Annotated in this window: 26 protein-coding genes; 6 read left to right on the top strand and 20 right to left on the bottom strand. The window is 65.5% G+C overall.

Features of this window, described 5'->3' with window-relative positions; translation table 11 throughout:
• Positions 1 to 3: 3 nt before the first annotated feature.
• Positions 4 to 807, bottom strand: coding sequence for an esterase/lipase family protein (locus tag ACFFF7_RS00600; RefSeq protein ID WP_379479428.1), 804 nt, complete (start codon positions 805 to 807; stop codon positions 4 to 6).
• Positions 804 to 2,363 carry a WS/DGAT/MGAT family O-acyltransferase gene (locus tag ACFFF7_RS00595; protein WP_379479427.1) on the bottom strand — a complete coding sequence of 520 codons (1,560 nt, stop codon included), beginning with the start codon at positions 2,361 to 2,363 and terminating at the stop codon, positions 804 to 806. The genes ACFFF7_RS00600 and ACFFF7_RS00595 overlap by 4 nt, the downstream gene beginning before the upstream one ends.
• Before the next feature lie 140 nt (positions 2,364 to 2,503).
• On the opposite strand from ACFFF7_RS00595, the gene uvrC reads away from it, so the two are divergent.
• Positions 2,504 to 4,438, top strand: a complete 1,935-nt coding sequence (gene uvrC / locus ACFFF7_RS00590; RefSeq protein WP_379479426.1) for an excinuclease ABC subunit UvrC — start codon at positions 2,504 to 2,506, stop codon at positions 4,436 to 4,438.
• A 241-nt stretch (positions 4,439 to 4,679) separates the two neighbouring features.
• On the opposite strand, the gene ACFFF7_RS00585 is transcribed toward uvrC, so the two are convergent.
• Positions 4,680 to 5,024, bottom strand: a complete 345-nt coding sequence (locus ACFFF7_RS00585; protein WP_379479425.1) for a hypothetical protein — start codon at positions 5,022 to 5,024, stop codon at positions 4,680 to 4,682.
• Between the two features lie 173 nt (positions 5,025 to 5,197).
• Here ACFFF7_RS00585 and ACFFF7_RS00580 point away from each other — a divergent pair, with 173 nt between their 5' ends.
• On the top strand, positions 5,198 to 5,614 hold the full coding sequence (locus ACFFF7_RS00580) for a hypothetical protein (protein WP_379479424.1): 417 nt from the start codon (positions 5,198 to 5,200) through the stop codon (positions 5,612 to 5,614).
• A gap of 45 nt (positions 5,615 to 5,659) precedes the next feature.
• Here the strand turns inward: ACFFF7_RS00580 and ACFFF7_RS00575 are convergent, their stop codons facing one another.
• From ACFFF7_RS00575 to ACFFF7_RS00560, 4 genes are all read right to left on the bottom strand, one after another.
• Positions 5,660 to 6,850: a serine hydrolase domain-containing protein gene (locus ACFFF7_RS00575; protein WP_379479423.1), complete on the bottom strand. Its 1,191-nt coding sequence runs from the start codon at positions 6,848 to 6,850 to the stop codon at positions 5,660 to 5,662.
• 17 nt (positions 6,851 to 6,867) lie between these two features.
• Positions 6,868 to 7,758, bottom strand: a complete 891-nt coding sequence (locus tag ACFFF7_RS00570; protein ID WP_379479422.1) for an acyl-CoA thioesterase — start codon at positions 7,756 to 7,758, stop codon at positions 6,868 to 6,870.
• Positions 7,759 to 7,791: 33 nt separating this feature from the next.
• A complete protein-coding gene (locus tag ACFFF7_RS00565) occupies positions 7,792 to 8,952 on the bottom strand; it encodes a GNAT family N-acetyltransferase (protein ID WP_379479421.1) in 1,161 nt (386 codons plus the stop codon).
• 133 nt (positions 8,953 to 9,085) lie between these two features.
• Positions 9,086 to 11,185, bottom strand: a complete 2,100-nt coding sequence (locus ACFFF7_RS00560) for a sodium-translocating pyrophosphatase (protein WP_379479420.1) — start codon at positions 11,183 to 11,185, stop codon at positions 9,086 to 9,088.
• A gap of 257 nt (positions 11,186 to 11,442) precedes the next feature.
• On the opposite strand from ACFFF7_RS00560, the gene ACFFF7_RS00555 reads away from it, so the two are divergent.
• Positions 11,443 to 11,637 carry a hypothetical protein gene (locus ACFFF7_RS00555; protein ID WP_379479419.1) on the top strand — a complete coding sequence of 65 codons (195 nt, stop codon included), beginning with the start codon at positions 11,443 to 11,445 and terminating at the stop codon, positions 11,635 to 11,637.
• Complete coding sequence (locus ACFFF7_RS00550; RefSeq protein WP_379479418.1) at positions 11,634 to 12,602, top strand: fatty acid desaturase; 969 nt, start codon at positions 11,634 to 11,636, stop codon at positions 12,600 to 12,602. The genes ACFFF7_RS00555 and ACFFF7_RS00550 overlap by 4 nt, the downstream gene beginning before the upstream one ends.
• Here the strand turns inward: ACFFF7_RS00550 and thiL are convergent.
• The 4 genes from thiL to hisG are packed head-to-tail and all read right to left on the bottom strand — an operon-like array spanning position 12,599 to position 15,841.
• The gene (gene thiL / locus ACFFF7_RS00545; protein ID WP_379479417.1) at positions 12,599 to 13,432 is read right to left on the bottom strand and encodes a thiamine-phosphate kinase; all 834 of its coding nucleotides are present in this window, start codon (positions 13,430 to 13,432) and stop codon (positions 12,599 to 12,601) included. The genes ACFFF7_RS00550 and thiL overlap by 4 nt on opposite strands.
• A gap of 26 nt (positions 13,433 to 13,458) precedes the next feature.
• Positions 13,459 to 13,902, bottom strand: coding sequence for a transcription antitermination factor NusB (gene nusB / locus ACFFF7_RS00540; RefSeq protein WP_379479416.1), 444 nt, complete (start codon positions 13,900 to 13,902; stop codon positions 13,459 to 13,461).
• Positions 13,899 to 15,185 carry a histidinol dehydrogenase gene (gene hisD, locus ACFFF7_RS00535; RefSeq protein WP_379479415.1) on the bottom strand — a complete coding sequence of 429 codons (1,287 nt, stop codon included), beginning with the start codon at positions 15,183 to 15,185 and terminating at the stop codon, positions 13,899 to 13,901. The genes nusB and hisD overlap by 4 nt, the downstream gene beginning before the upstream one ends.
• Positions 15,185 to 15,841, bottom strand: coding sequence for an ATP phosphoribosyltransferase (gene hisG / locus ACFFF7_RS00530; protein WP_379479414.1), 657 nt, complete (start codon positions 15,839 to 15,841; stop codon positions 15,185 to 15,187). The genes hisD and hisG overlap by 1 nt, the downstream gene beginning before the upstream one ends.
• 124 nt (positions 15,842 to 15,965) lie before the next feature.
• Between hisG and ACFFF7_RS00525 the strand changes: the two genes are divergently transcribed.
• The gene (locus ACFFF7_RS00525; RefSeq protein WP_379479413.1) at positions 15,966 to 17,063 is read left to right on the top strand and encodes a DUF2332 domain-containing protein; all 1,098 of its coding nucleotides are present in this window, start codon (positions 15,966 to 15,968) and stop codon (positions 17,061 to 17,063) included.
• Here the strand turns inward: ACFFF7_RS00525 and ACFFF7_RS00520 are convergent.
• Genes ACFFF7_RS00520 through ACFFF7_RS00500 form a run of 5 tightly spaced genes read right to left on the bottom strand, consistent with a single transcriptional unit; the run spans position 17,060 to position 21,284 of the window.
• Positions 17,060 to 18,409, bottom strand: a complete 1,350-nt coding sequence (locus ACFFF7_RS00520; protein WP_379479412.1) for a low temperature requirement protein A — start codon at positions 18,407 to 18,409, stop codon at positions 17,060 to 17,062. The two genes, ACFFF7_RS00525 and ACFFF7_RS00520, sit on opposite strands and share 4 nt — an antisense overlap.
• Positions 18,390 to 19,298, bottom strand: a complete 909-nt coding sequence (locus ACFFF7_RS00515) for an alpha/beta fold hydrolase (protein WP_379479411.1) — start codon at positions 19,296 to 19,298, stop codon at positions 18,390 to 18,392. Before ACFFF7_RS00515 ends, ACFFF7_RS00520 begins: the two co-directional genes overlap by 20 nt.
• Positions 19,295 to 20,113 (bottom strand): SDR family NAD(P)-dependent oxidoreductase, encoded by an 819-nt coding sequence (locus tag ACFFF7_RS00510; RefSeq protein ID WP_379479410.1) that lies wholly within the window; start codon positions 20,111 to 20,113, stop codon positions 19,295 to 19,297. Before ACFFF7_RS00510 ends, ACFFF7_RS00515 begins: the two co-directional genes overlap by 4 nt.
• Positions 20,110 to 21,009, bottom strand: coding sequence for a pirin family protein (locus ACFFF7_RS00505; RefSeq protein ID WP_379479409.1), 900 nt, complete (start codon positions 21,007 to 21,009; stop codon positions 20,110 to 20,112). Before ACFFF7_RS00505 ends, ACFFF7_RS00510 begins: the two co-directional genes overlap by 4 nt.
• Positions 21,006 to 21,284, bottom strand: coding sequence for a BolA family protein (locus ACFFF7_RS00500; RefSeq protein ID WP_379479408.1), 279 nt, complete (start codon positions 21,282 to 21,284; stop codon positions 21,006 to 21,008). Before ACFFF7_RS00500 ends, ACFFF7_RS00505 begins: the two co-directional genes overlap by 4 nt.
• A gap of 38 nt (positions 21,285 to 21,322) precedes the next feature.
• On the opposite strand from ACFFF7_RS00500, the gene ACFFF7_RS00495 reads away from it, so the two are divergent.
• Positions 21,323 to 21,901 (top strand): J domain-containing protein, encoded by a 579-nt coding sequence (locus tag ACFFF7_RS00495; RefSeq protein WP_379479407.1) that lies wholly within the window; start codon positions 21,323 to 21,325, stop codon positions 21,899 to 21,901.
• Here ACFFF7_RS00495 and ACFFF7_RS00490 read toward each other — a convergent pair whose 3' ends face one another.
• Genes ACFFF7_RS00490 through ACFFF7_RS00475 form a run of 4 tightly spaced genes read right to left on the bottom strand, consistent with a single transcriptional unit; the run spans position 21,902 to position 24,105 of the window.
• The gene (locus ACFFF7_RS00490; RefSeq protein WP_379479406.1) at positions 21,902 to 22,339 is read right to left on the bottom strand and encodes an SRPBCC domain-containing protein; all 438 of its coding nucleotides are present in this window, start codon (positions 22,337 to 22,339) and stop codon (positions 21,902 to 21,904) included. It lies immediately after the preceding gene.
• 11 nt (positions 22,340 to 22,350) lie between these two features.
• Entirely contained in the window at positions 22,351 to 23,001 is a 651-nt protein-coding gene (locus tag ACFFF7_RS00485) for a glutathione S-transferase family protein (RefSeq protein WP_379479405.1), read from the bottom strand.
• A gap of 4 nt (positions 23,002 to 23,005) precedes the next feature.
• Positions 23,006 to 23,482: a VOC family protein gene (locus ACFFF7_RS00480; protein WP_379479404.1), complete on the bottom strand. Its 477-nt coding sequence runs from the start codon at positions 23,480 to 23,482 to the stop codon at positions 23,006 to 23,008.
• Entirely contained in the window at positions 23,479 to 24,105 is a 627-nt protein-coding gene (locus ACFFF7_RS00475) for a glutathione S-transferase family protein (protein WP_379479403.1), read from the bottom strand. The genes ACFFF7_RS00480 and ACFFF7_RS00475 overlap by 4 nt, the downstream gene beginning before the upstream one ends.
• Positions 24,106 to 24,111: the final 6 nt, after the last annotated feature.

Below are 24,111 nucleotides of genomic sequence, written 5' to 3'. Positions count from 1 at the left end.
CCGTCAGTGCAGCTTGCTGCGCGGGAACATCCAGCGCTGGTGCCACTTGGCCTTGAACGGCTGCCAGTCGTCCTCGGCCTGGGCCAGGCGATCGGCCAGCGCGACCATCACGATCGGGTTGACGCCCAGGCCGCAGTGGCTGGCGTGAACCTCGATATTCTCGGTCAGGGCATTGCCCGCTTCGGGCCATTGCACCGATCCGCGCCAGTGCACCACGCCGTCGGTCTTGGTCAGGATCGAGGTGGTTGGAACCGGCGGGGCCTTGTCCAGCCCGGTAAAGCGACCGTGCTTGACCGGCTCGGGGTCCTTGCCGTTGAGGAATTCGAACAGCCTGGACGCATTGGTGTGGCGGCGATCATCATGGATCGGGCTGCCCAGCGAAATCACCTGGCGCACCGCTTCCGGATGAGTCTTGGCCAGTTCGCGGGCGAAAACCCCGCCCAGACTCCACCCGACGATCGAGACCTTCTTGCCGGTGCGTTCAAAGATGTCGAGCAGCAGCGCCTCCATCTCGTGCACGCGTTGCAGGTCGACGCGGACGTTGCGGCCGAGCTGCCAGCCATAGGCGTCATAGCCGAGGTCCTTGAGCAGGCGGCGCATCGGCAGGGTCGACCCGTCGGAGGCGAGGAAACCGGGCAGGACCAGCACCGGATGACCATCGCCGTGGGGCAATTGTGCCAGCAGGTGGCGACTGGCGTAGAAGGCGGCAAGTTCGAACACCGCGCGCCCTTCGGCCAGGGCTAGCAGGCGGTGCGGCGGGCGGGCTTCGATCTCGAGCGCCTGGCGGGAAGCAGTAGTGGCTGTCACTTGGCGGCGACCTTTCTGGTTCTGGTGACTTTTTTCGCTGCAGCCTTTTTTGGGGCTGCCTTTTTGGGCGCTGCGGCCGGCTTGGCCTTCTTGTCCTTAACGGCGGCCGGCGGTGCCGGTTCCTTGGCTGGCGTTGCCGCCGGTGCAGGGGCAGAGGCCGCCCGCGCCGCGTCGCGCAGTTCGGTAAAGCTGTCCTCGATGCACTGCGCATAGAAGTCCGGATCGGGCACGATCTTGCGGCAGGCGGTGAACGTGATCGTCGCCTCGTCGACATAGCTCTGCACGGTGTGGCCCAGGCCCATGCCGTCGGTCAGGCACAGCAGCCCCATCATGCTTTCCAGCCGTGCTCCGGCCGAATAGATCGGCACCGGCGGACCGGGGACGTTGGTGACCACCGTGGTGAAGGGCGGGCCGACCCGGTTGGCCAGGCCCAGCCGGGTATAAAGCTGCGCCCCCAGCGCCATGAACAGCGCCGGGCTGACCTTGCTCATCTCGGTCATATTGCGGGCGCCGATCGCGTCGGTCATCGCCTTGCTGTTGACGGTCTGCGAATGGACATAGGCCAGCCGTTCCAGCGGATCGGCGATATGGGTGCCCAGCGGGGCGATCATCGCCGCGACCTGGTTGCCCATGTCGCCCTTCTCGTCCTTGCCGCGCACCGAAATGGGGGCCATCGCGGTCAGCGTCTTGTCGGGCAGGTCGTTGTGGTGGGCGAGGTATTTGCGCATTGCCCCGCCGACGATCGCCAGGAACACATCGTTGACCTTGGCCCCGGGCACGGCCTGGCGGATCGCCTTGATGTCGGCCAGCGGCACGCTGCGCCCCTCGACCACGCGGGCGGTGGACAGCACCGCGTTGAACCGGGTGCGCGGAGCCAGCATCTCACCGTGGAGCTTGAAATCCTTGGCGGCCAGGCCCTTGATCGCATTGGCCAGCCCCGGCATCGCCTTGGCCGCGACTTCCAGCTGGCGCGCCGGGTTGGCAATGCCGTTGAGCCACGACTTGGCCAGCAGCGTGGCGAAATTGGGCACCTCTTCGGGCTGCCAGGTGTCGGGCTGGTTCGGCGGCGGGGCATTGGGATCGAGCGTGTGGAGCGCCTCCATCAGGTCGATGCCGCTCATCCCGTCGATCGCCGCGTGGTGCACCTTGGTCACCATGGCATAGCTGCCGGGGGCCACGCCGGGGATGTTGTCGAGCCCCTCGATCACCGTGAATTCCCATGGCGGGCGGTTGAGGTCGAGCGGGCGGGCAAAGATCCGCGCGGCCTGGATGCACAGCTGGCGCCAGTCGCCCGGCTTGGGCAGGGCCAGGTGGCGGACGTGGTATTCCAGATCGAACTCGCCGTCCTCGATCCAGTAGGGATAGTCGAGATCGAACGGCACTCGAACCAGCCGCTGGCGCATCGTCTTGGACAGCTGCATCCGGCTTTCGAAAAAGCGCAGGATATCCTTGAAGCGGACAAACCCGCCGGGCGCGGTCGCCGGATTGTAGATCAGCAGCGATCCGATGTGCATCGGCGAATTGCGCGTTTCCAGCGCGACGAACGAGGCGTCCATGCCTTGCAATTGGCGCAAGCGTTCCTCTCCCAATTTTCGCGCCCGCATTGCCGGGTCTTGTGCGATGCAGCGTAACACGCCGGGGGAAGCCGTCAACAACGCACTTTCGCGCCGCCGGGACAGTGCCTATCTGCGGTGTCATGACCAAGGCCGGCCGCCCCGATCTGCCCAACAGTTCCGAGCGCTTCAACGAGGACCGCGCGACCTACACGGTCAAGGGCAGCCAGCCCGACCTCGAGGCCGGGATCGCCGCGATCCGCGAGGTGCTGGCCACCCTGCGGCCCAAGCCGGGGGTTTACCGCATGCTCGATGCGCGCGGCGACGTGCTCTACGTCGGCAAGGCGCGGGCGCTGAAGAACCGGGTGGCCAATTATACCCAGGTCGAGCGGCTGCCGCTGCGGCTGAAACGCATGGTCAGCCAGACCCGGGCGATGACCATCGTTACCACCAACAGCGAGGCCGAGGCGCTGCTGCTGGAAGCGCAGCTGATCAAGCGCTATCGCCCGCCCTACAACGTCCTGCTGCGCGACGACAAAAGTTTCCCCTTCATCCTGCTGCGCGCCGACCACGATTTTCCGCGGATCACCAAGCACCGCGGCGCACGCAAGGCTAAGGGCAACTATTACGGCCCCTTCGCCAGCGCCGGATCGGTCAACACCACGATCAACGCGCTGCAGAAACTGTTCCTGCTGCGCAGCTGCACCGATAGCTTCTTCAGCCGCCGCGACCGTCCGTGCCTGCTCTACCAGATCAAGCGCTGCTCGGCACCTTGCGTCGGGCGGATCGACGCGGCGGGCTATGCCGAGCTGGTGGGCGAAGCCAAGGATTTCCTTGGCGGCAAGAGCAGCGCGGTCCAGGCCAAGCTCAACTCGCAGATGGAAACGGCCGCCGCCAACCTCGATTTCGAGACCGCGGCGATCCTGCGCGACCGGCTGCGCGCCGCGACCTTCATCCAGGGCAGTCAGGCGATCAATGCCGAAGGGCTGGGCAGCGCCGACATCTTCGCCCTGGCGGAGAAGGGCGGCACCTTCGGCGTGCAGGCCTTCTTCATCCGCGGCGGGCAGAACTGGGGCCACCGCGCCTTCTTCCCCAGCCACACCGAAGGACTGAGCGGCGAAGAGGTGCTGACCGCCTTCCTCGCCCAGTTCTATGAGGAGGTGCCCCCGCCGCGCACCATCCTGGTCGATCGCGCGCTGCCCGAAGCGGCGCTGCTGGCCGAGGCCTTCGCCGGTCCCGCCGGGGGCAAGGTCGAACTGTCGGTGCCGCAGCGCGGCGACCGCCGCCGCCTGATGGAGCAGGCCAGCCGCAACGCGGTCGAGGCGCTGGAACGCCGCGCCGCCGAAAGCGGGACCAAGGCCCGGCTCGGCCGCGAACTGGCCGAATTCCTCGAACTGCCCGAGCCGCCGCAACGGATCGAGGTCTACGACAACAGCCATATCCAGGGCACGGCGGCGCTGGGCGCGATGATCGTGTCCGGGCCCGACGGCTTCATCAAGGGCCAGTACCGCAAGTGGAACATCAAGACCGCCCAGACCAATGATGATTTCGCCATGATGCGCGAGGTCTTCGGACGGCGCTTTGCCCGTGCGCAGGACGAGGACCCGGATCGCGACGGCGGCATGTGGCCCGACCTGGTGCTGATCGACGGCGGCAAGGGGCAGATGAGCGCAGCGCGTGACACGCTGGAGGAACTGGGGATCGAGGACGTCCCCCTGATCGCCATCGCCAAGGGCTCGCACCACGGCCGCGAGGGGCGCGAGGTGTTCCACTTCCCCGACGGCCGTGAAAAGATGCTGCCGGAAAACAGCCCGCTGCTGTTCCACCTCCAGCGCCTGCGCGACGAAGTCCACCGCTTCGCGATCGGCGCCCACCGCGACAAACGCAGCCGCGCGATCACCGCGTCACCGCTCGACGAAATCCCCGGCATCGGCCCGGCCCGCAAACGCGCGCTGCTGCTGCACTTCGGCACGGCGAGCAAGGTGCGGGCGGCGGCGCTGGAGGATTTGCAGCGCGCACCGGGAGTGAGTGCGCAAGTGGCGCAGGCGGTGTATGATTTCTATCATCCTGGGGGGTGAGGGGGCTTGGTGGTTGCTGGATCCCCGCCTTCGCGGGAATGACGAAGGTGGGGGTAAGAGGCGTTACACCTTGAAATGGCCGTCCAAACGTCATCATCGACCGGCGGTATTGGCCGCTGCAACCGTCCAGTTCAGCAGGTTTTCAGACCCGTTGTCCGTGATCCAATCGTAGCAACGAATGACGGATTTCAGGGATGCTGTCAGCGACGCGGAATGGCTGCCTTGTCAGGGCAAGTGGGCATCAGTCTCTCACGACAATCGCCTCGCCGACGACCTTACCTTCACACAAGAAAAATCGGCCTGCCTCGCGCATCTTGTCCGCGCCTTCCGCAGACAGAAATACAAACGGCACCGCGGCTCGGCGCTCACCCGGATTCAAGGGTTCGTCTAGAACGGGCCATCCATCATATCCGATGAAGGGCTGCTCATAACTAAATGTGCAGGGACAGCCCCAACCCGGCAGAGCGGCGATCCGCTTTCCTCCCTCGCTTGTGGCATAAAGGAAAACGTCCGCGAAAAGCGCGGGCTTCATCTTCTTCAAATCCGCTCCGCGTCCATCGAATGGGTCGTTCTGCTCATCCGCCATAAGGGAGAGCATCGCTCAATTGTGCTTTGTCCGCAATGTTGTCGTGTCCGGACGGGCGGCTTTTGCCTCGACACCATGCATGAGCGGCCGTGCTCGCCGCCTCGGACGGGGCCACTGAGAGCAGAAATTCCCGCGCTTTCCTACACCCCACCGTCTCGCATAAACTCCCCCCAATGCATCCCCCCGACCTCCCGCCGCGCCCGACCGGCATCGCCGCGCCGACCTTCACCCCCGTCCCGCTGGCCCGCACTCGCCACGATGGCTGGACCGTGCCGCGCCAGACCGCATTTCTGCGCGCGCTGTCCGTCACCGGCTCGGTCGCTTCGGCGGCGCGGATGGTGGGGATGAGTCGGAAGGCGGCCTATGCCTTGCGCGCCCGGCCGGGGGCGGCCAGCTTTGCCGCGGCGTGGGACCGGGCGCTGGGCGAGGGGCGGGACCGGGCGTTCGAATGGCTGATGGAGCGCGCGCTGAACGGGGTGACCACGATCACCCTGCGCACCGGCGGCACGGTCGAGGTTGGCCACGGGCCGGACCGGCGGCTGGTCGCCGATCCGCTGCGGCACAAGCTCACCCAAGGTGACCGAAGGTAACGCCTTAGGCCGGTTATGCGTGGCGCTTTGTTACCTTATGTGGCCCTACTGCCCCGCGTCCACCAGCGCCTGGACCTGCTTGTAGAACGCCTCGCGCGCTGCAGGTTCCGGACCCTCCGTTGCACGGGTCCAGTTGGCGTTGCTGGCGATGACCAGCTTGCGTTTGGGATCGATGAAGATGCCCTGGCCGAAGATGCCCTGGGCAGCGACCGAGCCGTCGTCGTATGTCCACCATTGGAAGCCGTAGCCCTTGCCCGGATCGCCGATGTCCTTCTGCTTGACTGCGGCCTGGGCGAACCAGTCGGCGGGCACAACCGCCATCCCGTCGCGGCCCGTGCCGTTTGCCAGCACGAACAGGCCGAAACGTGCGAAATCGCGGGTCGCGGCCTGGAGGCAACACCCGGCGATCTCGTGCCCGGTCGGGCCGAGCAGCCAGGTCGCCTTGGCCTCCATCCCGGCGGGTTGCCAGACCTTCTCCTGCAGGTACTGGGCCAGCGGCTTCTTCACCGCCGAGGAGACCAGCACCCCGATCAGATTGGTCTCTCCGGTGTTGTAGTGCCACACCTCGCCCGCCGGGTGGGCACGCGGCAACTTGCGCATGTAGCTGACCGTGGCGTCGACCCCGGGATCGGGCTTGGCGTTGTTGAACAGGGCAACGTCGGCCTTGGGATCCTCGTAGTCCTCGTTCCACTTCACGCCCGAGCTCATGGTCAGCAGCTGGCGGACCGAGACATCGTCATAGGCCGATCCGCGCAGGTCGGGAACGTATTGGCTGACCTTGTCGTCGAGGCTCTTGATGAAGCCATCCTGGATTGCCGCGCCGACCAGGGTCGAGGTGAACGACTTGGCGACCGAGAAGCTGGTCCAGCGGCCCGTGGCATCGAAGCCCAGGCCGTACTTCTCCAGCCTGACCTTGCCGTCCTGCAGGATCACCAGACCCGCGGCGCGCTGCCCGGCCATGTACTGGTCGATCCCCGGCACGGCCAGCGGCTTGCCCGCGGGAAGGGGCAGGGGGCTGGAAGCGGGCGTGATCTCGTGCGCCTTGGCCAGCACCGGCAGGCGGTCCATCGCGCGGAAGGCGGCGTCGCGCTGGCTCAGCGACCAGCTGAGCACGTCGCGATCGGTCGGCATGGCCGCGATCAGCGCGCGCGTCTCCTTGTCGAGACTGGCGTACCAGGTGCCGCCGGCGAGCGCCAAAGCGGCGGCGATGGCGAGTGCGATGGTCCTCTTGCGCATGTTCCCTCCCGTTATGCTTATGTCTTGGGCACGATCTTGCGGATCATGCCTTCCTGCGCGACGCTGGCGACCAGTCGGCCATCGCGGGTGAAGATGCGGCCCCGGTTGAAGCCGCGTCCGCCGCCGCTCCATGGGCTGTCGGTGGCATAGAGCAGCCATTCGTCGGCGCGGAATGGTTCGTGGAACCATACCGCGTGGTCAAGGCTGGCGCTGACCACCTCGCCGCGCGCCCAGGACAGGCCGTGGGGCAGGGCGCAGGTGCCGAGCAGGGTCATGTCGCTGGCAAAGGCCAGGATGGCGCGGTGGACGCGCGGATCGTCGGGCAGCGGTGCGACCGCCCGGAACCACGAATGCGAGCGCGGCGGAGCCTTGACCGGGTTCATCCAGTGGCGGCCCTCGACCGCGCGCATTTCGACCGGGCGCGGGGCATAGAAGTGATGCCGCGCCTCGGGCCGCATCTGCTCGGCAAAGCGGCGGCGCACTTCCGCTTCGGGCTCGAGCTCTTCGGGCGGGGGGACGTCGGGCATTTCGGCGTCGGCGTGGTGCAGGCCGTCCTCGTGCTTCTGGAACGAGGCGGTAAGGTTGAGGATCGGGCGGCCCAGCTGACTGGCGACGACGCGGCGGTTGGAGAACGAGCCGCCGTCAAAATCGCGGGCTACCGTATAGTCGGTCTCGTGGTCCTCGCTGCCGCCGCGCAGGAAATAGGCGTGGAGCGAGTGTGCCGGGCGCGCCGGATCCACGGTCGCTTCTGCAGCGAGCAGTGCCTGGGCGATGACCTGGCCGCCAAAGACGCGGCCAACGCCGCCGCGCTTCTTGCGTCCGATGAAGGTGTCATCGCCCTGGGGCTTGACCTCAAGCAGCTTGACCAGGCCGCTGACCAGCCGTTCGGGAGTGGGATCGTCTTCCATCGCCAACGGCTTTGCGTTGCGAAAGAGGACGCGTCAAGGACGCTGGCTGCGCCGCGTTTCGAGCCGGGCGATCTGGCGGAACAGGGCACGGCGCAGCGGGCCGCCGATCGCGATCGAGAGGCGGCCGATTGCGCGCCGCTCACGCCAGATGTGGTCGATCATCGGATGGTCGGCGCTGGCGCAGCTGTCGCACCAGGCCACGCCCGGATGGCCCAGTATCGCCAGGTTCTCGCGCTGGAGCAGCACCCCGGGTGAAAAGCGGGCGAAGCGTTCGTCGAACGCGGTCTTGTACGAGAACGCGCCGGGCGGGGCGAGGAACTGGACCAGCATGGCGATTGGCTCGTCGCCGAGCGTCAGCGTCAGCCGTTCGAGCCGGCCCTGCGCGGCAGCGCCGGTGAGCGCCGCGCGGAACAGGTCGGCGGTGGTGTGGTGCGAGGCGAGGGCCGAACCGGCCGTGCCTTTCCAGCCCGAATGCTCAAGCGCGAGGAACTGCTCGATCCACGCGTCGAGGTGGGCGGCGTCCGTCCGGCGCTCGAAATTCAGGGTGCCCAGTTCGGCCAGACGGGCAGTCTGGCGGCGCAGCTCCTTGCGCTTCTTGCCCGACAGGCTGGCCTCGAAATAGGCCTCGGGCGAGAGATCCGAGGAGAGCAGGGCGCGCTCCTCGCGGTGGACCAGCGCGGCGTGGCGGCCCTGTTCGGCCAGCACATCCTGCAGCGCGCCGTGAAGCGGACCATCGAGCGGGATCTGCGCCAGATGCAGGAACAGCGATTGGCCGCCTTGCTGGTCGGCCCAGTCCAGCAGCGCGCGCCAGAAGGCGTGCCTGTGTTCGGAGGCAACCAGTGGTGCGCCGAGGAAGCAGTTGCCATGTATCCAGTTGCACATCTGCGGGATCAGCCGGCCATAATAGCGTGCCTCATGGCGCAACGGCAGCAGGCCGATCAGCGCACCGTCCAGCTCCACGGCAAGCAGCTTGACCGAACCTTGCGGATCGAGCGCGCGCAGAGCGGGAAGGAGATACCAGGCCTCGTGGAACGGGTTGGGCTCAGTCGCCGCGGCCGCCAGTGCATCCCACTGCGGGCGCAGTCCCGCCGCCTCCAACGCGCGCCAGTCAAGCGCGCGCGCGGAGGCAGCCGCTGGCGCGGGGGTCGCAGGCCGGTCGGCTTCCGGCGTGAACTTTGCGGCCAGGCTGGCCAAGCGCTGCGCGCTCCTTGGTAGTTGCGGACGCGTTAGCCATAGCGCCGATCTGCCAACGAAGGCCTAACGCCAAAGCAAAACCCCGCCCGGATCGCTCCGGACGGGGCTTGCTTCACCTGCAAGGTGCGCCGGGTTAGCCCGCGGCGTGACTTGCCAAAGCGGCGAGCAGAAGCAACGCCACGATGTTGGTGATCTTGATCATCGGGTTGACCGCCGGACCGGCGGTATCCTTGTAAGGATCGCCGACCGTGTCGCCGGTCACCGCGGCCTTGTGGGCATCGCTGCCCTTGCCGCCGTGGTTGCCGTCCTCGATGTACTTCTTGGCATTGTCCCAGGCGCCGCCGCCCGAGGTCATCGAGATCGCAACGAACAGCCCGCCGACAATCACGCCGAGCAGCAGCGCACCCAGCGCGGCAAAGCCTTCGGCCTGGCCGGCCACCGCGGTGATCACGAAGTAGACCACGATCGGGGCCAGAACCGGCAGCAGCGAGGGCAAGATCATCTCGCGGATGGCGGCCTTGGTCACCAGGTCGACGGTGCGGGCATAGTCCGGCTTGGAGGCGTAGGTCATGATGCCGGGGTTGTTCTTGAACTGGTCGCGAACGTCCTTGACCACTTCGCCCGCCGCGCGGCCCACCGCGGTCATGCCCATTGCCCCGAACAGATACGGGAGCAGTGCGCCGAGCAGCAGCCCGACGATGACATAGGGGTTTTCGAGGCTGAAGCTGATCTGCAGGTCCGGGAAGAACTCGCGCAGGTCAGTGGTGTAGGCAGCGAACAGCACCAATGCGGCAAGGCCGGCCGAACCGATGGCATAGCCCTTGGTCACGGCCTTGGTGGTGTTGCCCACGGCGTCGAGCGCATCGGTCTTTTCGCGGACCGAATCGTCGAGCCCGGCCATTTCGGCAATGCCGCCGGCATTGTCGGTAACCGGGCCATAGGCGTCGAGCGCGACGACCATGCCGGCCAGGGCCAGCATCGCGGTGGCGGCATAGGCAATGCCCATCAAGCCGGCCAGCTTGAACGCAATGATGATCCCGGCGCAGATCACCAGGGTCGGCAGCGCGGTCGATTCCATCGAAATCGCCAGGCCCTGGATCACGTTGGTGCCGTGGCCGGTTTCCGACGACTTAGCGATCGAGCGGACCGGGCGATAGTTGGTGCCGGTGTAGTACTCGGTGATCCAGATGATCAGGCCGGTGATGACCAGACCAAGGAAGCAGCAATAGAACAGGATCCGGCCCGAATAGGCCTGATCGCCGATCGCCGCGTTCATGTCGCCCAGCGCATAGCTGATCGCCCACCAGATCGCCGGGACCGAGAGGACCGCGGTGACCAGGAAGCCCTTGTACATGGCGCCCATGATGTTCTTGCCGCCACCAAGGCGGACAAAATAGGTGCCGATGATCGAGGTGACGATGCAGACGCCGCCGATCAGCAGCGGCAGGCTCATCATCGCCATCAACTTGTCGCCGAGGCCCTTGAGCAGCAGCGCGGTCAGCACCATGGTCGCACCGACGGTGACGACATAGGTTTCGAACAGGTCGGCGGCCATGCCGGCGCAGTCGCCGACGTTGTCGCCAACGTTGTCCGCAATCACGGCTGGGTTGCGTGGATCGTCTTCGGGAATCCCGGCTTCGACCTTGCCGACCAAATCAGCGCCAACGTCGGCGGCCTTGGTGAAGATCCCGCCGCCGAGACGGGCGAAGATCGAAACGAGCGAGGCGCCCAGCGCCAGCGCGGTCAGCGCGGTCACCACGACGCGGTCGTTGGGGGCATAGCCCGCCACGCCGACAAGGTAATAGAAGAAGCCCGAAATCGCGAGCAAGGCCAGACCTGCCACGAGCATGCCGGTGATCGCCCCAGCGCGGAACGCCAAGGTGAGGCCTTGCTGCAGCCCGGTCTGCGCCGCAGCTGCGGTACGGACGTTGGCACGCACCGAGATGTTCATCCCGATAAACCCTGCTGCACCCGAAAGCACCGCGCCAATGACAAAGCCGACGGCCGAGATCGGACTGATCGCCAGCCCGACGATGATGGCCGCAACGACGCCGACGATGGCGATGGTGCGATACTGGCGGCCCAGATAGGCTTGCGCCCCTTCCTGGATAGCCGCGGCGATTTCCTGCATCTTTTCATTGCCGGCTGTCGCGCCGAGCACCTGACGGCTGGTGACGAAGCCGTAGACCACGGCCACCAGTCCCAGGATAATAGCGATCGTGACGAGATTCACGGACACGCTCCCCCTTGATTGTTCATAACGAAAGCCCCGCCGGACGCGGGGCTGCGCGCCGCACGCTAGTGCGTTTTTCCGCCATTGCAACGCCCGCGCTGCGCTTTTTCCCGTGCATTCGTCGCAACCGGACCCGCTGGGCCCCGGATGGCAGTTCCGTTTCGAAACAGGCGCCGGATCGCCGCCATGCCACCGCGCTTGCCGCAAAACACGGTTTATGAGACATTACCGTTCTTGGTTTGCATGGGGTTAATTTGATGCAGGCAGCGGTCAAAGGGCTGTTTCACTGGATGCCGTTCCTGTTCGGAATCGGCTTCATCGCACCATTGATCGCGCAGATCATGGTGCGCTGGAGCCTGCCCGTGCCCCTTGGAATGAGCCCGATCCTGTTCGGTCTGCTGATCGGCGCGCCGTGGGGCATGATCACCGTGATCCGCGGGCGTTGGCTGTGAGCGAGGCCGATCCCGTCACCCTGCGCGTGCCGCTGGTCGAACCTGGCATTGCCCCGGCAGGCGATGCCCCGGCGTTTCCGCTGGGGCCGGAAGGGCTCGACCGCTACACCCGCCGCGATCTGCTCAAGGAAGAGAGGGCCATTGCCCAGCACTTTCATGGCGGGGCAATGTGGCCCTATGCCGTGGCGGCGTTCGGCTGTTTCGCGGTCTGGCTGTCATTCTTTCCGCTGGCGATCATGGGCCAGCTCAACCTCCCGCTGGCCTTCGTACTGTCGTGCATTTTCGCGACAGGCGGTTACGTCACCAGCCACGAAGCCATGCACTCAAATATCGGCCGCCCGGGAGAGAAGACGCGCTGGCTCAACGAAGCCGTGGGCGCGGTCTCGACCATCCCGATCGTCTTCCCGTTCTCGATGGCGCGGATGATGCACCTTGAGCATCACTATCATTGCAACGATCCGGTCAAGGATCCCGACTTTACCGATGAAGCGCCCAATGCGCTGATGGCCTGGTACAAGACCTGGTACAACCGCCAGCCCGGGGTCGACGGTTCGATCCACCACTACAAGCGCATCCTGGCTGAAATGGGCACGCCCGAGGCGGCGCGCGCGCTCAAGGAAACGATGCTACTGCAACTGGTCTTCATGACTGTGCTGTTCTCCATGGCGTGGAGCGGATACGCGATCGAGGCGGCGCTGCTGTGGTGGCTGCCGCGCCACATCGGGCTCAGCTATATCCGCTTCTACCTGTCGTGGGCGCCGCACCACCCGCGCGAAGGCAAGACGTCACGCTATGAACAGGCGAACATCTTCAAGAGCCGTCTGGGCCACGTAATGTCGATGGGGATGGAAACGCACTTGATCCACCATCTCTATCCGGGGATCCCCAATCACCGGACCAGGGCGGCCTACTTTGCGCTCAAGCCTATCCTGGAAAAGCGTGGCGTGGATTGTAGCGCGCTCTAGTGCTCGTAGCCTAGCTTGCCCGAAGGGGGCTTGCCGTCGAGCAAAAGGGGCGCCGGTCCCCGTTCGTGCACAATGCCAATGCAATTCGCCGGTACCGGACTTTCGTGATTGCCGGGCAACGTGAACAGCAACTGGTAATCATCGCCCCAGCGTAGCGCGTCGTCGCGTCGCGCCTCGGGCGTGGCAATCGGAACGGATGCCTGCTCGATCGCAAACGTTACACAGCTGGCCAGAGCCATGCGGCTTGCATCCAGCAACAGTCCGTCGGACACGTCCATCATCGCCGTAACGAAGGGCGCCAGTGCCCAACCTTGCGCCAGCAAGGCCTGCGGACGGCGATAGGCCGTGCTCTCCCCGTCGCCGGCTTGTAGCGCCTCAAGCCCGAGCAGTGCCGCCCCGACTGGCCCGGTGATCCAGATCCTGTCGCCGTGCCGGGAACCAGCTCGTGACGGCACCGGGCGGTGCGTCGCCCGGCCTAGTGCAGTCAGGCCAAGCACCTGCGGCCCCGCCGCGCCGACGGTATCGCCGCCGAGCAAGGACACACCGTAGTGCGACAGCACCTCGTCCAGCCCCGCAACAAAGCGCGGGTCGTCCGTGCCCAGCTGATAGCCGAGCAACACGCCAAGCGGTTCGGCGCCCTTGGCGGCCAGATCTGAAAGATTGGTCGCGACCAATTTCCACGCCACATCGGCTGGATCCTGGCCGGGCAGGAAATGGATCCCCTCGACCAGCGTATCATGAGTCAGGACCAGCGACTCGCTGCCCAGATCGAGCACCGCGCAGTCATCGGCCAGCCCGCGCGCGGCGGGGTGCGTGGCCAGGCCGCGCAAGGCTGCGATGAAGGCGGCTTCGCTGCTCAGCGCACGCCCTTGGCCACGGCATCGAGTACGCCGTTGACGAACTTGGCTTCGCGCGCTTCGAAGAACGCGTGGGCAACGTCGACATACTCGCTTATTGCAGCGGCGGTCGGGACGTCGGCGCGGGCCAGGAGTTCCCAGGCCCCGGCGCGCAGGATCTGGAGCATCGTCTTGTCGAGCCGTTCAAGCGTCCAGCCTTCGGCCAATCTGGCGGCTAGCAATCCGTCGATCTCGTCACGGCGCGCGTCGACGCCCTGAACAATCGCGTCGAAAAAGGCGACTTCGGCCTCGGCATACTGATCGCCCTCGATCTCGGCGCCGAGGCGGTGGCGGTGGAACTCGTCGAGCAGCATGGCCAGCGGCGTGGCTTCCATGTCGAGCTGGTAGAGCGCCTGCACTGCGGCGAGGCGTGCGGCCGCACGGGCCTTGGACGAGGCTTTCATATGCCGAGCCTTACTTCGATCGAACGGGCATGCGCAGTCAGACCTTCGGCATCAGCCAGCTCGATCGCGGCTGGACCAATCGCCTTGAGCGCCGCTTCGTCGAGCTGGATGAAGCTGGTGCGCTTCATGAAATCGAGCACTGACAGTCCCGAGGAAAAGCGCGCGCGGCGCCCGGTGGGGAGAACGTGGTTGGGGCCGGCGACATAATCGCCGACCGCTTCGGGAGTCATCCGGCCGAGGAAGACCGAGCCGGCGTGACGGATCTGTCGGAACAGCGCCTCGGGATCGTCGGTGGCGATCTGGACGTGTTCGGCAGCAAGCGCATTGGCGAGGGCCGGAGCTTCGTCCAGGCTGGCAACCTCGATGATCGTGCCGTGGGTGTTCCAGCTTTCCGCCGCGACGCGCGCTGTGGGCAGCATCGCCAGCTCAACGCCGATGCGGTCCGCGACCGTATCGGCAAAGAGCGGATCATCAGTGATCAGGATCGATTGTGCCGCAGGATCGTGCTCGGCCTGACTAAGCAGGTCGGCGGCAGTCCATTCGGGGTCGTTTTTGCCATCGGCGATCAGAAGAATCTCGCTCGGTCCGGCGACCATGTCGATCCCGACCACGCCGAACAACTGCCGCTTGGCCTCGGCCACCCAGGCATTGCCCGGCCCAACGATAACGTCGACCGGGTCGATCCGATCGGTACCATAGGCCAGAGCCGCGATCGCCTGGGCCCCACCGATCCGCCACACTTCGTCGACGCCGGCCAGATGCGCGGCGGCCAGAACCAGCGGATTGACCTGACCCTTCGGCGTAGGCGTGACAACTACCAGACGTTCAACCCCGGCGACCTTGGCCGGAATCGCGTTCATCAGCATCGAGCTGGGATAAGCGGCGCGGCCGCCGGGAACGTATAGCCCGGCGGCATCGACTGGCAGCCAGCGCGCGCCCATGCGCACGCCGTGCTTGTCGGTGTCATCGCGGTCGGCTGGCCGCTGCGCCTCGTGGAAGGCGCGGATACGCTTGGCCGCCAGTTCCAATGCGGCGCGCAGATCGGGCTTGAGCTCGTCGAAAGCCTCGCGGCAAACCTCGGCCGAAATCGTCCAGTCATTGCCAAGATCGTGGGCGTCGAAACGGCTGGTCAGTTCGGCGACCGCCTGATCGCCGCGGTTACGGACGTCGGCCAGAATAACCGAGACGTCGCGCGCAACCGATGTCTCGCTTTCGCGGCGATCGGCCACAAGGCGCTTGAACGCCTGTTCGAAACCGGAGTCGCGGGAGTTGAGGCGCAGCATCAGGCGGCCTTCGTCTCGATGACCAGCGCGCGGAACGCGTCAACCAGTCTGGCCACACGCTGATCGGTCTTGAGAGCCGCGCGATTGACGATCAGCCGTGCTGAAACGTCCAGAATGCGGCTGGTTTCGATCAGGCCGTTGTCTTTCAGCGTCCGCCCGGTCGAGACGAGATCGACGATCCGGCTGGCCAAGCCAAGCCCCGGGGCCAGCTCCATCGCACCATTGAGCTTCACCACTTCGGCCTGCACCCCCATGCCTTCGAAATGGCGGCGGGTCAGGTTGGGATACTTGCTGGCCACCCGCAGATGGCTGACGCGCGCCGGCGCGGCCGCTTGGCCTTCCGGCTCGGCCACGGACAGGCGGCAATGGCCGATATCGAGATCGACCGGGGCATAGAGATCGGGATAGGCGAACTCCTCAACCACGTCCGATCCGACGATACCCAGCTGTGCGGCACCGTGAGCCACGAAGGTGGCGACATCGAAGGCGCGTACACGGATGATCCGGGTATCCGATCCTTCACAGGCGAACGATAGCGCGCGATTGTTATTGTCGTGAAAGCCGGCCTCGGGAATGACGCCCGCGCGCGCCATCAGCGGCAGGGCTTCATCGAGGATGCGGCCTTTGGGAACGGCGAATGTCAGCGGCTTGGCCATAGTGTGCGGCCCTTACGGTGCATGACCGCAAAGGGCAAGAAGCGTGCGGGCATCGCCCACTTGTGCAGTGCAACCAAAGGGAGCAGATCATCCGCAGCTGCAGCAATAAGCAGGAGAACTGGCGATGGCGGAGAAATACCAATTCCTCGATATCGGTGCGACCGGGCCTGGCATTCTGGTGGCTGCGTTCGATAATCAGGTTATGTACTGCAATTCTTCCGGAGCCGACCGGACGGCACGGATCTGCGCCGCACTGAGAGATCTGCTGGAACGCGGTGAGGGCGGGGCGGTGCTCGAGCGGGTGCGCGCCTGGTCCGGGGCGCCGCTGGCCGATGCCGTGCCTTTGCGGCTGGCAGGTGGACTCCATTCGCTATATCTCAACGGCGCGGAGCCGGCGCTGGCAGCAATCTACGAAGGTCGCGACGGCGTTGATGATGTTGCAATCGTAGCTGCGGCACTGCACGAACATGAGGCCGAACTGCTGCCTTGGCTTGATGGTCCGCCACAGACAAACGAGGCGGGACGCTCGGCGAATTTCATCGCCGCGATGCTATGGCTGGCGGACCAGGGATTGCCGCCGCGCTTCGAATGTCTTGAAATAGGATCGAGCGCAGGGATCAACCTGATGCTGGATCGCTATCACTATGATCTGGGCGGCGTGCAGGTTGGTCCGGAGCCCGGCGCGATGCGTTTCAAGCCCGAGTGGGAAGGGGCCGCACCGCCGGATCACGCTATCGAGATCGTCTCTGCCAAGGGCTGCGACGTTGCACCGGTCGACCTGACCGATCCAGCGCAGGCCGTTCGGCTCAAGGCCTATATCTGGCCCGAACACACCGTTCGGTTTGAGCGTATGGAAGCGGCCATTGCCGAGGCGGGAAAGGAGGCGCCGGATCTGCTAAGGATGAATGCAGCCGACTTCGTCGAGGCCGAGCTGGCCAAACCGCAGCCGGCCGGAACGACGCGGATGCTGATGCATTCCATCGTCTGGCAATACGTCCCGGAAGAACAGCAGGCCCGTGTTACGGCGGCGATGGAAGCGGCCGGAGCAAGGGCCACGGCGGACCGGCCGATGGCCTGGGTCGCGCTTGAGGCCAACCGCGTGCTGCACATCCACGAAATGGTGGTGCGCTATTGGCCGGAGGGAGAATCCGGCGCACTGGTCACGCGGGCCCACCCCCATGGCGCCTGGATCGGCTGGGGCAGCAGCAGCAGGACGATCTAGCGGTTCTCATGCGCCGCGCGGGCAAGGCGCCGTTCGCGTCGTTGTTCGAGACGCCGACGCATCAATCTGGCGATCCACCAGCCACGACTTTCCATCCGCTCCATCCACCCGCCGTGAAAACTGCCCCATTCCCAGATCGCCACGACCGCGAAAAGCAAGGTGATCGCGGCGTAGAAGAGCAGGCCGGGTGGATGCGCCAGCCATCCCCACAGAATGAGCGGCAACAGCAAGCACAGGCCATAGACGTGCGACGCCGGAAACCACGGATTGCCGCTGGATATGCGCTTGAACCCGGCCAGGCCGCCAAGAAACAGGACTGCGCCGCTGACCGTTACCAGCATCAGATCGAGGTGAGCCGGTTCCAATGGGTGCGCCAGGACAAGTTCGTCGGCCACAGCCAGCACGATGATCCCGGCCACGATCGGGATGTGCCAGTATGTGAAGGCCTGCCGCGCGACCAGACCAGGCAGTTCATGATTCTCGATGTGCCGCGCGCCGCGCCGCGCGCCCATGTCAAAATAAAGCCACCACATGGCAAAGGAACCGAGCATGGCATTCAACAGGGCCAGATCCAGTCCGGGCTGCGCCTTGGCCGCAGAGTAGGTTGCGCCGGTAATCACTAGCCCTTCACCCAGGGCGATGATGATGAACAGGCTGCACCGTTCGGCCATGTGGCTTCCGGAAACCTGCCATTCTGCGAGCGATGAACGGCCCATGCCCGGAACCCAAAGGAACACCATCGGCGCGGTATATTCGATGGCCAGCGCGGCCAGCCACCACAGGATACGCGCCGACACATCGGTTGTGCAGGCGCCGACAATCCATAACACTGCGGCGACCGCGAACCAGATCGAGGCGCGAAGCATGTTCCGGCCGTTGCCATTCTCTTCGCGGTCCATGGCCCAGGCAACGAACAGGCAGCGGCCGATCTGCATCGCGCAGTACGGCACCACAAACAGCAAGCCGCCATGACCAAAGGCATAGGGGATGGCAGCCGACAGAATCAGGCTGGCAAGCATCAGCGCACCGATCAGCATGCGGACGACGCCGCGATCGGGATTGATCCAGTTGGTCGCCCAGGTGGTCCACATCCAGCCCCACCAGACGGCACCGAACAGGATGAGCGTCTTGACCGCGCCTGTCGGCGTCAACTCACCCAGCAGAAAATGCGAGAGCTGGGTTACGGCAAAGACAAAGACCAGATCGAAGAACAATTCCAGATTGGTCACCGCGGCATGACCGCCGCCGTGATTGCGCAGCAGCGACCGGCGCGCGCGTTCGTTGGCCGCCGCAACGGCGGCGCCGATTCCCCCGGCCGGCGCGCGGCTAGGCTGGGGTTCGGCCAAGGAAAACATCCAGCGCCGCGTTGACCACGGCCGGCGCTTCCCACGGCACGAAATGGCCGCAGTTTCGCACCCGGACCAGGGTCATGTCGGTAACCATCGTTTCAAGCCCGTCGAGATTTTCCGGCAGCAAGGCCAGGTCATCCAGTGCCCACAGTACCAGCGTCGGCATGGTCAGCGGCGGAAGCGGCAGAGGGGCGCGCTCGGCCGGAAGTGCATAGGGCTCGTCCATCTCCGGCACATACAGCGGACTGGCACGGTACCAGTTGAGCATGGCGAAGGCGGCGTCGCGGTTCTCGTAATCCCTCATCAGCTGCGCACGCTCTTCGGGTTCCATGGGGTCGTCGGAACCGAACCGGCCCTCGAACACCTTGGCCAGAAATCCGCCTAGGCCAAGTTCGCGCACGATCGGATTGTTTGCAGTGTCGCGGAATGCGCGGAAATACTGGCTCGCCTGGCGCTGATTGCGATTTTCCCAGACCAGCCGTGTGAACCCGACCGGATGCGGGGCATTCGCGATGACCGCGCGGGCGACGCGCCCGCTCATCTGCCCGGTTAGTGCCACGCCCCAGGCGATCGCGCCGCCCCAATCGTGGCCGATGATTGTGAAGCGCTCAATGCCCAGCGCATCGGCCAGTTGAAATACGTCACCGATCAGCTTTTCGGGGGTGTAGCTGGCGACGTCCTGCGGCTTCGACGATCCCCGATAGCCGCGTTGGTCGGGCGCGATGCAGCGATAGCGGTCCGACAGGTGCGCGATCTGATGGCGCCAGGTGCGGTGGCTTTCGGGGAAGCCGTGCAGGAAAATCAGGGCAGGGCCATCGCGCGGGCCCTCGTCAACGATGTCCAGTTCGATCCCGCTGACCAGGGTTACGCGCTGCATTGCCATCATTCTGCGTCCCTGTTCATCCGCTCGACATAGCCCGCGGCCATGAAGGCACCGATTTGGTCAAGCATCGCATCGGGCGTTCGGCGTGCTTCGCCCATGGCCTTTTCCGCACCTTCTGCAACGATGATTTCGCGTTCACCCTGCGCCATGTCCGCAAGCATCTGCGCGACTGCCTCATCCGGGTCGATGCCGTTGTCGATGACCTTGTCAGACACGCCGCGCTTGGATCCGTCGGCAGTCAGGGCATTGCGCGAAACATCGGTGCGGACCGATCCCGGGTAGATGTTGTGGACGTGCAGGCCCAGATGCGCGACTTCGGCGCGCAGGGCATCGGCATAGCCGGCGATGCCGAACTTGGCCGCGCAATAGGCGGTGCGCATCGGCACCCCGACCTTGCCCGCGATCGAACTGATCATCGCGATTCGCCCGCTGCCCCGCGCCACCATGCCCGGCAGGACCGCCTGGGTCAGGGCGATCGGGGCGAGCAGGTCAACCGCGACGATCCGCTCATAGACCGAATAGTCGGTGTCCACCGCCAGGCTGCGCTGCGAAATCCCGGCATTGTTGATCAGCACGTCAATCCCGCCGGACCAGGCGGCTACCTGCTCCACTGCCGGGGCGATGACAGAATTGTCGGTGGTCTCGAACGGCAGGACCAGGCAGTCGCCACCGCATTGGGCGGCGACCTCGTCCAGTGCGGCAAGGTTGCGCCCGGACAGGATCAGTCGCGCGCCTGCAGCGGCAAAGGCCCGCGCCAATGCGGCGCCGATGCCCGATGAGGCGCCGGTTATCCAGACGGCTTGTCCGGCAAAGCTCATGGTGCATCTCCTGTTCTGTCGCTGTTGGTAAGAGGAATTTCGGGCAGCGGAATGAACTCGTCCGCGTCGCCCGGCACCGTGCCGAAGCGGCCATTGCGCCAATCGTCCTTGGCCTGGTTGATCCGCTCACGCGAGGAATGGACGAAGTTCCACCAGACGTGGCGCGGGGTGCGGAAGGCTTCGCCGCCCAGCAGCATTACCCGTCCGCCGTTGGTCGAGGTCAGAGAAAGCGCGGCACCAGGGGCCAATACCGCAAGTGTGTACAGCGCGAGCGGGAGGCCGTCGATCTGCGCTTCGCCGCCGACCAGCATCACCGCGCGCTCGTCGGCATCGCTGTCGATCGGAATCGCGCCGCCGGGTGCCAGGACGATTTCGGCATAGATCGTCGCGGCGTGCTGGGTGGTCGGTGCGCTGCGCCCCCACAGGCTGCCCATGATGACACGTGCAGACACGCAACTGTCCTCGATCAGCGGAAGGTCGGCGTGGGTTTCGAAGGCCGGAGCAATGTCCTCGGCGCCGTCGGGCAGGGCCAGCCAGGTCTGCATGCCGTACATCGGCTTGGCCAGGTCCCGTTCTGCCGGCAGGCCGCGCTCGGAATGGACGATGCCCTGGCCCGCGGTCATCAGGTTGACCTGGCCCGGGCGGATCGTGGCAAAGCTGCCTAGGCTGTCGCGGTGGTCGATCGCGCCTTCGAACAGCCAGGTTACCGTCGCCAGGCCGATGTGCGGATGCGGGCGGACATCCATGGCGTGGCCGGGCGGGATGATCGCCGGGCCGAACTGGTCGACGAAGATGAACGGCCCGACCATGATCTGGCGCGGACTGGGCAGCACCCGGCGCACCTGGAACGCGCCAAGATCGTGGGTAACCGGCGCTATCGTCGCAAGAATTGTCATACCGCCTCCTCTGGCGCGCGCGCCCTGATCGCCAGGGCATGAACCCGCTGGCCGGGAATATCGCCCAGTGCCGTGTTGACCATACGCTGGCGTTGCAGCCGGGACACGCCGGAAAAGGCGGCGCTTTCGATCTCGACGGTGAAATGGCTTTCGCCCGATCCGTCATCGCCCGAATGGCCGTGGTGTCGGGCGCTGTCGTTGATCACGGCCAGGTGCGTCGGCGCAAAGGCGGCGGTCAGCAGGCGTTCGATTTCATCTGCAAGGAATCCGGTCATGCCTTCACTTCTACTCGAACAATCGCCATGTGGAAGCGGTGAAGCACGATCGATTTCATGGCCGCGTCAATTCCGCCGGCCGCCCCTGCCAGTGGCCCGGCTGCGACCAGGCGGGGGAGTTCCGCGCGCCGGGCCCGCGCGCATCGGGTTTCGACGGGCCGGGCGACTACCGCTGGTTCTGCCTCGATCACGTGCGCGAGTTCAATGCCGGTTACGACTGGTTCGAAGGGATGAGCGCCGAAGAAATTCTCCGCGCGCAATCGCCGATCCATGGCTGGGACCGCCAGACCCGCGCCTTCTCTCCGACCGCCGGGATCGACGCCGCGCCGCGCTGGGCCGATTTTGCCGATCCGCTCGAAGCGATCAGCGCACGGGCGCGCGGACGCCGCCCGGGAGAGCGGCCCGACGGCCGCGCGGTGACCCCCGAAGAACGCCGCGCGCTCGACGTGCTGGGCCTGGCGCTCGATGCCAGCCGCCACGATCTGCGCAGTCGCTATTCGCAGCTGGTGCGCAAGTATCACCCCGATCGCAATGGCGGCGACCGCAGCTTCGAAGCGCGCTTGCAGGACGTGATCGAGGCCTATCAGCTGCTGCGGCGGGCCGCCGCCTTCAGCTGATCAGGCCTCGCACAAGGCCTTGAACTGATCGGCCATGGTGCCCCAGCCTTCGTCGAAGCCCATGTCTTTGTGGTGTGCCATGGTCTCGGCAGTCCAGTGCCGGGCACGACCGATATAGCGTGTTGCACTGCCTTCAGGGATCAATTCCCAGACGCCGATCATGAATGGCCCGGCCGGTTCCAGATCGCCGACAATCGCATCGGTCACGGCGACCCGGCGGCCTTCCTCCCAGGCCAGGATAAATCCGGGATGCTCGTTCTTCTCGCCATCGGGACCGAACATCGTCGTGTGAGTCAGACCGCCGGGCTGGCGCGTGCCCCAGTTCACTTCGGCGCGCCACGGCATCGGGCACCACCATTCGTTTGTGCGGTTGGCGAAGACATCCCAGACCTTGGCCAGATCGGCCTCGATCAGCCGGGTAACGGACAATTCGTACATTCTTGATCCTCTCAATCGCGGTCAGGGGCACCCAGCGGGAAATAGTGGCGATAGGGACGGGCATCGTCGACGCAGCGCGCCACCGCGGGCAGGGCCAGCAAATGCGCGCGCCAGGCACGCAGCTGCGAGCAATCGTCGGGGATGGGATGAACCCAGTCGGCATAAAACAGACTTGGCGCCGCGGCGCATTCGACCAGCGTCACCGCGTCGCGACGGGTATAGTCTGTCAGCCACTGTTCGATCCAGCGATAGGACCGGCCGAGCCGCGCCTCGACCCGTTCACGAATGGCGAGGTCGGGATTGTCGGGATGGCGGATCTTCTCGGCCACCACGTCCTGCATCACGTTCATCACGTGCAGATCGAACACGCGGTCCCACATCCGGGTGCGGATCGCCAGGGCCGGATCGTCGGGCAGCAACGGCTGCGGACCGCGATGATGCAGGTGCAGGTGTTCGATGATCGAAGTGGCCTCGAACACCGTCACCGCGCCGTCGGACAGCACCGGGAACTGCCCGCTCGGCCCGGCCGCAGCGACGAAGGCATCGTCATCGGCATTGCCTTCTCCGATCTGGTGAAAGGTGAACGGGGTGTCATTGGCGTAGAGCGCAATCAGCGCCTTCCAGGTGTAGGACGAAAAGGTGTGGCCATAGAGTCTCAGCATGTCGTCATCCCTGCATCGCGGCCTGGATCGCCGTGTGATCGATCTTGCCCATGGTCATCATTGCGGCAAAGACCCGTTGGCGCACAGCGGGATCGGGGGCGGCCATGCCCTGGGTCAATATCCGCGGCGTGATCTGCCACGACAGCCCCCATTTGTCCTTGCACCAGCCGCACTGGCTTTCCTGCCCGCCATTGCCGACGATGGCATTCCAGTAGCGATCGGTTTCCTCCTGGCTGTCGGTCGCGACCTGGAAGCTGAAGGCTTCCGAATGGGTGAAGATCGGTCCGCCATTCAGGCCGATGCACTTGAGGCCGAGCACGGTGAATTCGACGGTCAGGGCATCCCCTTTCTTGCCGCCGGGAAAATCCCCCGGGGCCCGGTGAACCGCGCCGACCTTGCTGTCGGGAAAGGTAGCGGCATAGAACGTCGCAGCCTCTTCGGCGGCGCTGTCGTACCACAGGCACAGCGTTGCATCGGTCATTTGCGGCTCTCCTCGATCAAGGCGTTATCGATGGCCTTGGCGGCCTTGTAGGCCGGGCGCGCCTGCAGCCGCTCGGCATAGGCGACGAAGGCTTCGTTGGGCGGGATCGAGCCGAAGGTCAGCCCCCAGTCGATCTGGCTGCCGACATAGACATCGGCCAGGGTGAAGCGGTTCCCGCAGACATAGTTGTTGCCTTCGAAGTGCCCTTCGAGCGCGCCGATCGTCCGTTCATAGCTCCCCCACCCGGCCATGCCCTCGCGGTCGGCTGGAACCTCCCAGCCGAACGAGCGCGAGACAATGGCCTGCTCGACGGGCCCGGCGGCAAAGAACTGCCAGCGGAAATAGTCGGCGCTTTCATCGGCCGAGGGGCCAAGCCCCGCTTCGGGATGGGCTTCGGCAAGATAGGCGCAGATCGCCGCGCATTCGGTGACAACCTTGTCGCCATTCTCGCTGTGATGGATCAGCGTCGGAACCTTGCCCATCGGGTTTGCCGCCAACAGGGCAGCAGGCTTGGCCGCCCAGTCGACCAGCACCTGATCATAGCTGACCCCCGCTTCGTGCAAGGCCCAGCGCGCGATCTGGCCGCGGCTCATCGGGTTGGTGAAGAAGGTATAGTCAGCCACGGCGGG

Source organism: Novosphingobium aquiterrae (assembly GCF_042434435.1).
Lineage (GTDB): Bacteria > Pseudomonadota > Alphaproteobacteria > Sphingomonadales > Sphingomonadaceae > Novosphingobium > Novosphingobium aquiterrae.
This window is presented reverse-complemented; position numbering and strand designations above follow the sequence as displayed.